The organism is Microbacterium sp., assembly GCF_035277845.1.
Taxonomy (GTDB): domain Bacteria; phylum Actinomycetota; class Actinomycetes; order Actinomycetales; family Microbacteriaceae; genus Microbacterium.
Genome location: NZ_DATEJS010000261.1, coordinates 1 through 10,805 on the forward strand (window position 1 = coordinate 1; position 10,805 = coordinate 10,805).

Below are 10,805 nucleotides of genomic sequence, written 5' to 3' on the forward strand. Positions count from 1 at the left end.
TACTCCGCCTCCAGCGCGCGCACGATGGTCTCGGCGCGCCGGAAGCCGTGTGCCTCACCTTCGAATGCCAGGTACGCGTGTGCGACCCCCTTCGCGGCGAGGGCGTCGCGCACCGCCTCGGACTGGGACGGCGGAACGACCGCGTCGTCGAGGCCCTGCTCCAGCAGCATGGGCGTCGTGAAGCCGTCGAGATGCGACAGTGGCGACCGCTCGATGTAGACCGCCTCCGCCTCCGGCAGCGGGCCGACGAGCCCGTCGAGGTACCGCGCCTCGAAGTCGTGCGTGTGCGCGGCCAGGGCGCGCAGGTCCGCGACCCCGTACCGGCTGATGCCCGCGGCGAACCGGTCGGAGGCGGTCAGCGCGCACAGCACCGTCCACCCGCCCGCCGACCCGCCCTTGATCGCAAGGCGCGCGCCGTCGGCGAGGCCCTGCTCGGCGAGTCCGGTTGCCGCCGCGATGACGTCGTCGCGATCGACGACGCCCCACCGGCCCTTCAGCCGCTCGCGGTACGCGCGACCGTAGCCGGTCGATCCGCCGTAGTCGACGTCGAGCACGCCGATGCCGCGGCTGGTGAAGTACGCGACGTCGAGGGATGCCCCGCCCGACGCGCTCGCCGTCGGGCCGCCGTGCGCCAGCACGAGGTACGGAGCCCGTTCGCCCTCGGGTGCCTGCGCCTGCGGGTTCGTCGGCGCGTAGGCGAAGGCGTGCACGGGGCCGTGCGGCCCGTCCACCTCGATGGCCCGGGGGACGGCGAGCCAGGAGACGTCCACCCCGCCGTCGCCGCCGGTGATCGCCCGCGGGCGCGGATCGGGCTCGTCGACGTCGAGCACCCAGAGCGCGCCGAACGCCCGGGCGCCGGCACCGCGCAGCAGCACGCGGCTGCCCCGGACGTCGTCCAGCAGCAGGCGGGAGGAGGCATCCGACGCGATCTCCCGCATCGATCCGGCGGACGGGTCCAGCAGCACCAGACGGTCGGATCCGTCGGTGCGGACGGCGAGGAAGCGTCCGTCCGCGAGCGGCACGTACCAGCGCAGACCGAGGTTCCAGAGCGGACCGCCGGTCTCCGCGGATGCCGGTGCGATCGGTCGGGTCTGGTCCCCGGTCCATCGGTACAGGTTCCACCAGCCGGTGCGGTCGGACAGGAAGGTGAGGGATGCGGCGTCCGTCCACTCCGGCTGCAGCACGGACTCCGCGGCGCCGCCCGCGAGGGTCCGCCACGAGTCGACGCGCCCGTCGACGAGGGCGCCGAGGCGAAGCTCGGTGGCATCCCACGGCATGTCCGGATGATTCCAGGCGATCCACGCCAGGCGGGTGCCGTCGGGCGAGACGCGGGGGTAGGCGACGAAGTCGCTGCCGGAGACGACGCTGCGGATGCGCGACGGATCATCGGCGGCGGAGCCGTCGAGCAGCACCGCCACGATGTCGCGCGGCGGCACGGCAGAGCCGGTGCCGTGCGTCTCGCGCACCGCCCACACCTCGGCGCCCACGAGTCGCAGGTCGCCGAAGCGCATGCCCCGATCGGCCGGCGTGAGCGCCCGCGCGGCGCCGCCCGGCGTGAGTGCCCAGACGCGCTGGTCGGTCTTCTCCACGAAGACGAGGTCGCCGTCGTCGGTCGCCGTCCACGCACCGCCGCCGTACTCGTGCACGCGCGAGCGCGCATCCCACGGCGCCGGCAGCACGACCTGCGGCGTCCCGCCGGCGAGGCGCATCACCGCGGTGCGGCCGCCCTCCGCGGGCACGCCCTGTCCCCACCAGATGTCGTCGCCGACGAACCGGGCGCCGTCCAGCCGCGGGGCGGATGCCGCCGCCTGCGCGGCCGTGATCGGGGACGGCCAGGAGCCGTAGGGGAGCGTGTCGGGCATGGCCCCACGCTACGCGGTGTCACGCGGCGTCATCCGCGCAGACCGCTCGCGTACCCTGGTGATGTCGGGTTCCGGCCGTCGTCGACGGACCCGACAACGCGACAGCCGAGCCCGGCATCCGCGCCGCACGCCCGTCCGGGCGTCGTCGTTCTTGTCTGTCCGCTCCCGAAGCGAGGTCCGCATGTCCTCCACCGCCGCAGTGCCGGTGTCGTTCGAGCTGTATCCGGCGCGCACTGATGCCGGCATCCCGGCGCTGCACGAGACCGTGCGCCGGCTCGCCGAGATCGATCCGGCGTTCATCTCCGTCACGTACGGCGCCGGCGGATCCACTCGCGACCGGTCGCTCGCCCTGTTGCGGCACATCCTGGACACCACCCGCGTCGAGCCGTTGGCGCACCTCACGTGCGTGGGCACCAGCTACGCGGAGGCGACCGCACTGATCCGGGAGTTCCTGGATGCCGGGATCACCCGGTTCCTGGCCCTGCGCGGCGACCCGCCCGAGGGCGTCGGAGTGGACGAGGACTTCCTCGGCGACATCCGCAGCGCGGCCGAGCTCGCCCAGCTCATCGACCGCGTGCAGGCGGAGCGGGTGCCGTATGTCGAAGCGCCGGTGCCCGGGCTGCCGCAGGCCGCCCGCGTGGCCGCGGCACAGGACGTGCAGATCGCCGTCGCGGCGTTCCCGAACGGGCACCCGCGCTCGCGGCACTCCCGCGAGCACATCGACGCACTGCTGGCCAAGCAGGCGGCCGGCGCGACGCTGGCGATCACGCAGCTGTTCTTCTACGCCGACGACTACCTGTCGTTCGTCGACCGGTCGCGCGAGGCCGGGGTCACCATCCCGATCCTGCCCGGCATGATGCCGATCATCTCGCCCAAGCGTCTGGCGCGCGTGCTGGAGCTGTCCGGCGAGCGGCTGCCCGGCGAACTCGCCGTGGCGCTCGACGTCGAACCGACCCCGGAAGGGCAGCGCGCGGTGGGCATCGCCCACGCATCCGAGCTCGTGCGCGCCGTCGTCGCCGGGGGTGCGCCGGGCGTGCACCTGTACGCGTTCAACAACCACCGGACCGTGCTGGACGTACTGGCGGCCGCCGACCTGCTGCCGGCGCACCGCTGAGGCGGATCAGACCGCTCGGAGCACCGCCACGACCTTGCCGAGCACGACGGCCTCGTCGCCGAGGATCGGCTCGAAGGCGGAGTTGCGGGGCAGCAGCCAGGTGTGGCCGTCGCGCTGGCGGAAGGTCTTGACCGTCGCCTCGCCGTCGAGCATCGCGGCGACGATGTCGCCGTTCTCGGCGTCGGACTGGGAGCGCACCACGACCCAGTCGCCGTGGCAGATGGCGGCGTCGATCATCGACTCGCCCTGCACCTTGAGCATGAACAGGTCGCCCTTTCCGACCAGGCGCCGGGGGAGCGGGAAGATCTCCTCCACCTGCTGCTCGGCGGTGATCGGCACGCCGGCCGCGATCTGGCCGACGAGTGGCACGAGGGCGGCGTCGCCCATCGCGGGGGCGGTGTCGACCGGGTTCTCGGTCGCGGCGCTGGGGATGTCGATGAGCACCTCGAGGGCGCGCGTCTTGCCGGCGTCGCGGCGCAGATAGCCGCTGAGCTCGAGCTGGTTGAGCTGGTGGGTGACGCTGGAGAGGGACTTGAGGCCGACCGCGTCGCCGATCTCGCGCATGCTCGGCGGGTAGCCGTACCGCGAGATGGACTGCTGGATCACCTCGAGGATCGCCATCTGCTTGTCGCTGAGGCTCTTGCGCCGGCGGGTCTGCCGCTTGGGTGCGGGGGTCTCCGGAGCCGCCTCGTCAGCCGGGGTGGTGGGTTCGTCGCTCATCGCGAGCTCCTGTTCGTCTGTCGTGTCGCGCCGGTCGGTCTTCGAATGTCGGAGGTAGGTGCTTTGATCCCCGCATCGAAACGGTATCCGGTTCCGGATGCTCCCGGCGGGAGGCGCTTCGCGTGTCGCCCGTCGCAGGCATCCGAAATCGGGTGGGTATTGACATCCTACAGAATCGAAAGTAGCTTCGGAAGAGAACTTCGCACACCGATGAACGCAAATCCTCGAAAAGAGGAACGCAGCGACTGAACGGGATTGCGATTCTGCTTCCGACGAGGAGGAAGAGCACATGAGCACCATCGACATCGCCCCCGCCGTGCACACCCGGCTGCGACTGACCGTGCGCGGGCGCCGCGTGCTGGCCGCCCTGGCCGCGGTGCCCGCGGCCGCCGTGCTCACCGTCGCGATCCTCGGCGGTGGGGCGGCTCTCGCTTCCCGCTCGGACGGCGCGAACGTGCACTTCGAGACGGTGACGGCGCACACCGGCGACACCCTGTGGGGGATCGCGCAGGAGATCGCGCCGAACGCCGACCCGCGCGACGTGGTCGACGCGATCGTGCGCCTCAACGCCCTCGACCAGGTCACGCTCACGCCGGGTCAGCGCATCGCCATCCCCACGCAGTACACCCAGAAGTGACGGCCCTACGATTGGTGGGGTGAGCCTGCGACTGGAAGACCTGCCCCTGAGAGACGACCTGCGGGGGCTGAAGCCCTACGGGGCCCCGCAGGCACCGCTGCCGGTCGCGCTGAACGTCAACGAGAACACGCACCCCGTGCCCGAGGACGTCGCCGACGACATCCTCGACTCGGTCGCCCGGGCACTGCGCGATGTGAACCGCTACCCCGACCGCGAGTTCCTCGCCCTCCGGGAGGGCTTCGCCGAGTATCTCGGCCACGGCCTGTCCGCGGACGGGATCTGGGCGGCGAACGGCTCCAACGAGGTGCTGCAGCACGTGCTGCAGGCGTTCGCCGGCCCGGGCCGGACGGCGTTCGGGTTCGCGCCCACCTACTCGATGTATCCGCTGCTGACCCGCGCCACCGGCGGGGAGTGGGTGTCCGGCACCCGCGGTCACGACTACGTCATCGACGCCGACTCCGCCGCCGAGCAGGTGGCCGCGGCATCCCCGCACGTCGTGTTCCTCTGCTCGCCGAACAACCCGACCGGCACGCCCCTGCCGATCGACGTGATCGAGGCCGTGTACGAGGCCACCGACGGGATCGTCATCGTCGACGAGGCGTACTGGGAGTTCGCGCCGCATGAGGAGCGCTCCGCCCTGACGCTGCTGCCCGACCGTGAGCGCATGGTCGTCTCGCGCACCATGAGCAAGGCGTTCGCCTTCGCCGGCGCACGGGTCGGCTATCTCGCCGCCGACCCCGCGATCATCGATGCCCTCCGCCTCGTCCGCCTGCCCTACCACCTGAGCGCGCTCACCCAGGCGGCCGCGTCGGCCGCGCTGCGGCACGCCCCGACGATGCTGCGCATGGTCGACGACATCGTCGCGCAGCGCGATCGGATCTCGGCCACGGTCGAGGCACTCGGCTTCCAGGCATACGAGAGCTGGACCAACTTCGTGCTGTTCTCCGGCGTCGACGACCCGGCGGCGACCTGGCAGGCCCTGTACGACCGCGGCATCCTGATCCGCGACATCGGCCTGCCGCACAGCCTGCGCGTCACGGCGGGCACCGAGGACGAGACCACGGCGTTCCTGGACGCACTGGCCTCGATAGAATCGGCCTCATGACCTCACCTGCCCGCGAGCACCGCACTGCGTCCGCGCGGCGCGTCACGAGCGAGTCCACCGTCGAGCTCGAGATCGACCTCGACGGCGACGGCACCGCGCACATCGACACGAGCGTGCCGTTCTTCGACCACATGCTCAACGCCTTCGCCAAGCACTCGCTGACGAACCTGACCGTGCGCGCGTCGGGCGACACCGACATCGACGCGCACCACACCGTCGAGGACGTGTCGATCGTGCTCGGCACCGCGATCCGGCAGGCGCTCGGCGACAAGGCGGGCATCTCGCGCTACGGCGATGCCCTGGTGCCGCTCGACGAGGCGCTCGCGCAGGCGGTGGTCGACATCAGCGGACGCCCGTACCTCGTGCACGAGGGCGAGCCGTCCGGTTTCGAGTACCACCTGATCGGCGGCCACTTCACCGGATCGATGGTGCGCCACGCGTTCGAGGCGCTCACGTTCAACGCCGGGCTGACGGTGCACGTGCGCGTGGTCTCCGGCCGCGACCCGCACCACATCGCGGAGGCGGAGTTCAAGGCGTTCGCGCGGGCGTTCCGCCAGGCGAAGGCGCTCGACCCGCTCGTGTCCGGCGTCCCCAGCACCAAGGGCGCCCTGTGAGCCAGGCTCCGCTGGTCGCGGTGCTCGACTACGGTTCGGGCAACGTCCACTCCGCCGTCAAGGCCCTCGAGGCGGCCGGCGCCGACGCGCGGCTGACCTCCGACCGCGGACTCATCCAGGACGCCGACGGCCTCGTCGTGCCCGGTGTCGGCGCGTTCCAGGCCGTCATGGGCGCGCTGCGTGCGGCACGCGCCGACGAGCTGATCGACCGGCGCCTGGCCGGTGGTCGCGCAGTGCTCGGCATCTGCGTCGGCATGCAGGTGCTGTTCGAGCGCGGCGTCGAGCGCGGCGTCGACACCGAGGGTCTCGGGGAGTGGCCGGGAGTCGTGACCGAGCTCGACGCCCCCGTGCTGCCGCATATGGGCTGGAACACCGTGCGACCGGATGCCGGCTCGCGCCTGTTCGCCGGCCTCGAGGGCGAGCGGTTCTACTTCGTGCACTCCTTCGCGGCCCAGAACTGGCAGCTCGAGGTGCAGGACCCGTTCCCGCCCGCGACGCTGACGTGGTGCGACTACGGCACGCCGTTCCTCGCTGCGGTCGAGAACGGGCCGCTGTCGGCGACGCAGTTCCACCCGGAGAAATCCGGCGAGGCCGGCATCCGACTGCTGGCCAATTGGATCGGCACCCTCACCGCGGGCTAGCCTTCTACCCGGGCCGTTCGGCTCGTCCCATCCCCACCCCGTCGAGGACCCCATGACCGACTTCGCCCTCACGCCCGAACTCGAGCTGCTCCCCGCCGTCGACGTCGCCGACGGCCAGGCCGTGCGCCTGACCCAGGGCGAGGCAGGCAGCGAGACGAGCTACGGCGACCCGGTCGACGCCGCCGCCGAATGGGCGTCGCAGGGCGCGCAGTGGATCCACCTCGTCGACCTCGACGCGGCCTTCGGGCGCGGCAGCAACCGCGACGTGCTGCAGCGCGTCATCGCGCACGTGAAGGGCGTCAAGATCGAGCTGTCCGGCGGCATCCGCGACGACGCGTCGCTGGAGTCCGCGCTCGAGTCCGGTGCCACCCGCGTCAACCTGGGCACGGCGGCGCTGGAGAACCCGGAGTGGGCCGCCGACGTCATCGGACGGTTCGGCGACGCGATCGCGGTCGGCCTCGACGTGCGCGGCACGACCCTCGCGGCCCGGGGCTGGACCCGCGACGGCGGCGACCTCTGGGAAGTGCTCGCGCGCCTGGAGGATGCCGGCTGCAGCCGCTACGTCGTCACCGACGTCACCAAGGACGGCACCCTCAAGGGCCCGAACCTGGAGCTGCTGCGCGAGATGACCCGCCGCACGCCCAAGCCCGTGGTCGCCTCCGGAGGCATCTCGAGCCTCGAGGACATCGCCGCGCTGCGCCAGCTCGTGCCGCTCGGCGTCGAGGGCGCGATCGTCGGCAAGGCCCTGTACGCAGGCGCGTTCACGCTGGCCGAGGCGCTGGATGTCGCATCCCGCTGACGGCCGCGACGCCGAGCGTCACGCCCACGGCTACCTGGCGGACTCCGCCGGGCAGCCGTGGGCCGGGCGCAGCTTCCAGCCGAGCCCCTTCGCGGGCGACGACGGGTCGGCCGATCCCGCGCTGCTGGCCGCGCTGACCGCGTTCCGCGCCGGCACCGGCGATCAGGTGGCCGTCATCGAGGCGTACCGCACCGCCCGCCTGCTGATCCCGCTCATCGCCGAGAAGGGCGAGGAGGGGACAGGGCCGACGGGACTGCGCGTCGACAAGACCCAGGAGCTGTCGATCGTCACGGTCGCCGCCCCCGACGGCCGTCGCGTGCTGCCCGTGTTCACCTCGGTGCAGACCATGACCGCCTGGGATGCCACGGCCCGTCCGGTGCCCGCAGACGGCGTCCGCACGGCGCTCGCGGCCGCCGACGACGACACCGACCTCATCGTGATCGACCCGGCATCCGACACCGAGTTCATCGTGCGCCGTCCGGCGGTGTGGGCGATCGGCCAGGGCATCGCGTGGGAGCCCAGCCATCTCTCGCCGGAGGTGGTCGCGGGCCTCACCGAGAGCGTGGCCTCCGAGCTCGCGGTGATCGACGTGGCCGTGGCGCCGGGAGACCCGGAGGCGCGCATGCGCGGCCCGGAGCTCGTGGTCATCCTGACGCTCATGTCCGGGCTCGATCAGGTCGAACTCGACGCCGTGCTGGCGCGCCTGGCGAAGCGGTGGGCGGCCGACGAGCGCATCGCGGTGCTCGTCGACTCCCTGACCGTCCGGCTGGTGCGCGGCGACCCCGTCGTCAGTTGACCGGGCCGGTCCACTTCTCGCCGGGTCCCTGACCCACCGCGTCCGGCACCGCCGACGCCTCGCGGAACGCCAGCTGCAGAGACCGCAGCCCGTCGCGCAGGGAGCGCGCGTGCATGTCGCTGATCTCCGGGGCGCCGGCGGTGATGAGCCCGGCGAGGGCGTTGATCAGCTTGCGGGCCTCGTCGAGGTCGAGCTGGGCCGCCGGGTCGTCGGCCAGGCCCACCTTGACGGCGGCGGCGCTCATCAGGTGCACGGCGGCCGTGGTGATGATCTCGACCGCGGGGACGTCGGCGATGTCGCGGGTCGCCGCGGCGGATTGACGCTCCTGCTCCTCCCAGCGCTCGAGACGCTCGGCGTCGTCGTGGGGGGCATCCGGCTGCGGAATCGTCGTCACGGGTCACTCTCTGCTAGACTGTTGCGGGCTCTGAGGCATCCTGCCTCGGACCGAAAGAGGATCACATCCCACCCGCGCTTGCCGTTCCAGGCTACCGGGTCACCAGCACCCCGCCGTTCGTCTGAACGGCTGCGGCCGTCACGGCCTCGGGTGCAGAGCCGGTGCTCAACGTGCCGCTCGGGTGGAATGCGTCTTCTTCCGCCCGCGGCACCCGTGTCGCGGTGGCCATCACCCACACGAAGGAGTTCCGCATCAGCGATCCCCGCACCAACGAGCGCATCCGCGTGCCTGAGGTCCGACTCGTCGGCCCGAACGGCGAGCAGGTGGGCGTCGTGAGCATTCAGGTTGCACAGCGCCTGGCGCAGGAGGCCGATCTCGATCTCGTCGAGGTCGCCCCCAACTCGAAGCCGCCCGTGGTCAAGATCATGGACTACGGCAAGTTCAAGTACGAGGCCGCGCAGAAGGCCAAGGAAGCGCGCCGCAACCAGGCCAACACCGTGCTCAAAGAGGTGCGGTTCCGCCTGAAGATCGAGGCGCACGACTACACGACCAAGCTCAAGCGTGCCGAGGGCTTCCTGCAGTCGGGCGACAAGGTCAAGGCGATGATCCTGTTCCGCGGCCGTGAGCAGTCCCGTCCCGAGCAGGGCGTGCGGCTGCTGAAGAAGTTCGCGGAGGACGTGGCCGAGTACGGCACCGTCGAATCGAACCCCACGATCGACGGTCGCAACATGGTCATGGTGGTCGCGCCGCACAAGAACAAATCCGAAGTGAAGACCGAGCAGAACGCCGTCCGTGCGGCGAACAAGGAGGCTGCGCGCCAGGCGCGCAGCGGGGCCCCCGCCGGGGACGCCGCGGAAGCCTCCGACTCGGCCGAATGAGCTCCCCCCGCGGACGCGGGGGACTGTGACTCCCGTCTCGCGGGATGCAGAACGAAGGAAGAGAAATGCCGAAGCAGAAGACGAACTCGAGCGCCAAGAAGCGCTTCAAGGTCACCGGCAGCGGAAAGATCATGAAGCAGCAGTCGGGCATGCGCCACCACCTCGAGGTGAAGCCCAGCAAGCGCACCCGCCGCCTGAACCAGGACGAGGTCATCTCGGGCGCCGACGCGAAGAACGTGAAGCGGCTGCTCGGCCGCTGAGCCGGTGCTTCCGCAGAAGGAATAGGAACGAAAAATGGCTAGGGTCAAGCGGGCGGTCAACGCCCAGAAGAAGCGTCGCGTCATCCTCGAGCGCGCCTCGGGTTACCGGGGTCAGCGTTCGCGTCTTTACCGCAAGGCGAAGGAGCAGGTCACCCACTCGCTCGTCTACGCGTACCGCGACCGTCGCAAGCGCAAGGGCGACTTCCGTCGTCTGTGGATTCAGCGCATCAACGCCGCGAGCCGTCAGAACGGCCTCACCTACAACCGCTTCATGCAGGGCCTGGGCCTTGCCGGCGTGCAGGTGGACCGTCGCATGCTCGCCGAGCTCGCGGTCAACGAGCCGACGGCGTTCGCCGCGCTCGTCGAGACGGCCAAGAAGGCGCTGCCGACCGACGTGAACGCCCCCAAGGCGACCGCGTAAGGCACTCTCGCACACACCGGGCGTCCTCCTTCGGGAGGGCGCCCGGTTCGCGTTGCGCGGCCCTCTAGACTGAAGCGCGTGCTCGAGAATCCGCGATCCGCGCGCGTCCGCACCGTCGCGAAGCTGACCAAGCGCACGGCCCGTGCCGAGACGGGACTGTTCCTGCTGGAGGGCCCGCAGGCCGTCCGCGAGGCGCTCGTCTACCGGCCCGAGGCGGTCGTGGAGCTCTTCGCCACCCCGACGGCCCTGGAGCGGCACGCCGACCTGCGCGCCGCGGCGGCCGAGCGGGACGTCGAGGTCGTGTTCGCGACCGAGCAGGTGCTGGATGCCATGGCCGACACGGTGACGCCGCAGGGCATCGTCGCGGTCGCCCGCCAGTTCCCCGCGCGGCTGCGCGACGTGTTCGCCGCAGCCCCGACGCTGATCGCGATCTGCGAAGAGGTGCGCGATCCGGGGAACCTCGGCACCATCATCCGCGCGGCCGACGCGGCGGGGGCCGATGCCGTCATCCTCACCGGGCGCACCGTCGACCCGTACAACCCGAAGGTGGTCCGCGCCACCACC

General features: G+C 71.6%; 14 protein-coding genes. 11 read left to right on the plus strand and 3 right to left on the minus strand.

Translation table 11 applies throughout. The features are described 5' to 3' along the window. Window positions 1-1,862: prolyl oligopeptidase family serine peptidase (locus tag VJR25_RS11260; protein ID WP_324115064.1), on the minus strand; the 1,862-nt coding region annotated here is incomplete at its 3' end. A gap of 181 nt (window positions 1,863-2,043) precedes the next feature. Here VJR25_RS11260 and VJR25_RS11265 point away from each other — a divergent pair. Beyond that, entirely contained in the window at window positions 2,044-2,976 is a 933-nt protein-coding gene (locus VJR25_RS11265) for a methylenetetrahydrofolate reductase (protein ID WP_324115065.1), read from the plus strand. Between the two features lie 6 nt (window positions 2,977-2,982). Here VJR25_RS11265 and lexA read toward each other — a convergent pair whose 3' ends face one another. After that, on the minus strand, window positions 2,983-3,696 hold the full coding sequence (lexA, locus tag VJR25_RS11270) for a transcriptional repressor LexA (protein ID WP_324115066.1): 714 nt from the start codon (window positions 3,694-3,696) through the stop codon (window positions 2,983-2,985). Window positions 3,697-3,985: 289 nt separating this feature from the next. Here lexA and VJR25_RS11275 point away from each other — a divergent pair, with 289 nt between their 5' ends. Genes VJR25_RS11275 through VJR25_RS11300 form a run of 6 tightly spaced genes read left to right on the plus strand, consistent with a single transcriptional unit; the run spans window position 3,986 to window position 8,288 of the window. Next, window positions 3,986-4,333 (plus strand): LysM peptidoglycan-binding domain-containing protein, encoded by a 348-nt coding sequence (locus tag VJR25_RS11275; RefSeq protein WP_324115067.1) that lies wholly within the window; start codon window positions 3,986-3,988, stop codon window positions 4,331-4,333. A gap of 19 nt (window positions 4,334-4,352) precedes the next feature. Next, window positions 4,353-5,438 (plus strand): histidinol-phosphate transaminase, encoded by a 1,086-nt coding sequence (locus VJR25_RS11280; protein ID WP_324115068.1) that lies wholly within the window; start codon window positions 4,353-4,355, stop codon window positions 5,436-5,438. Further along, a complete protein-coding gene (gene hisB, locus VJR25_RS11285) occupies window positions 5,435-6,052 on the plus strand; it encodes an imidazoleglycerol-phosphate dehydratase HisB (protein ID WP_324115069.1) in 618 nt (205 codons plus the stop codon). Before VJR25_RS11280 ends, hisB begins: the two co-directional genes overlap by 4 nt. After that, window positions 6,049-6,693 carry an imidazole glycerol phosphate synthase subunit HisH gene (gene hisH, locus VJR25_RS11290; RefSeq protein ID WP_324115070.1) on the plus strand — a complete coding sequence of 215 codons (645 nt, stop codon included), beginning with the start codon at window positions 6,049-6,051 and terminating at the stop codon, window positions 6,691-6,693. The genes hisB and hisH overlap by 4 nt, the downstream gene beginning before the upstream one ends. 52 nt (window positions 6,694-6,745) lie before the next feature. Then, window positions 6,746-7,492: a bifunctional 1-(5-phosphoribosyl)-5-((5-phosphoribosylamino)methylideneamino)imidazole-4-carboxamide isomerase/phosphoribosylanthranilate isomerase PriA gene (gene priA, locus VJR25_RS11295; RefSeq protein WP_324115071.1), complete on the plus strand. Its 747-nt coding sequence runs from the start codon at window positions 6,746-6,748 to the stop codon at window positions 7,490-7,492. Further along, entirely contained in the window at window positions 7,476-8,288 is an 813-nt protein-coding gene (locus VJR25_RS11300; RefSeq protein ID WP_324115072.1) for an SseB family protein, read from the plus strand. The genes priA and VJR25_RS11300 overlap by 17 nt, the downstream gene beginning before the upstream one ends. Here the strand turns inward: VJR25_RS11300 and VJR25_RS11305 are convergent. Further along, on the minus strand, window positions 8,281-8,673 hold the full coding sequence (locus VJR25_RS11305) for a DUF1844 domain-containing protein (RefSeq protein ID WP_414683775.1): 393 nt from the start codon (window positions 8,671-8,673) through the stop codon (window positions 8,281-8,283). The two genes, VJR25_RS11300 and VJR25_RS11305, sit on opposite strands and share 8 nt — an antisense overlap. A 230-nt stretch (window positions 8,674-8,903) precedes the next feature. Between VJR25_RS11305 and infC the strand changes: the two genes are divergently transcribed. From infC to VJR25_RS11325, 4 genes are all read left to right on the plus strand, one after another. Then, window positions 8,904-9,560, plus strand: coding sequence for a translation initiation factor IF-3 (infC, locus tag VJR25_RS11310; protein WP_324115074.1), 657 nt, complete (start codon window positions 8,904-8,906; stop codon window positions 9,558-9,560). A 65-nt stretch (window positions 9,561-9,625) separates the two neighbouring features. Beyond that, a complete protein-coding gene (gene rpmI, locus VJR25_RS11315; RefSeq protein WP_324115075.1) occupies window positions 9,626-9,820 on the plus strand; it encodes a 50S ribosomal protein L35 in 195 nt (64 codons plus the stop codon). Window positions 9,821-9,854: 34 nt separating this feature from the next. After that, entirely contained in the window at window positions 9,855-10,241 is a 387-nt protein-coding gene (gene rplT / locus VJR25_RS11320) for a 50S ribosomal protein L20 (protein WP_324115076.1), read from the plus strand. A 78-nt stretch (window positions 10,242-10,319) separates the two neighbouring features. Further along, window positions 10,320-10,805 (plus strand): TrmH family RNA methyltransferase (locus VJR25_RS11325; protein WP_324115077.1); only part of this gene is annotated, 486 nt, incomplete at its 3' end.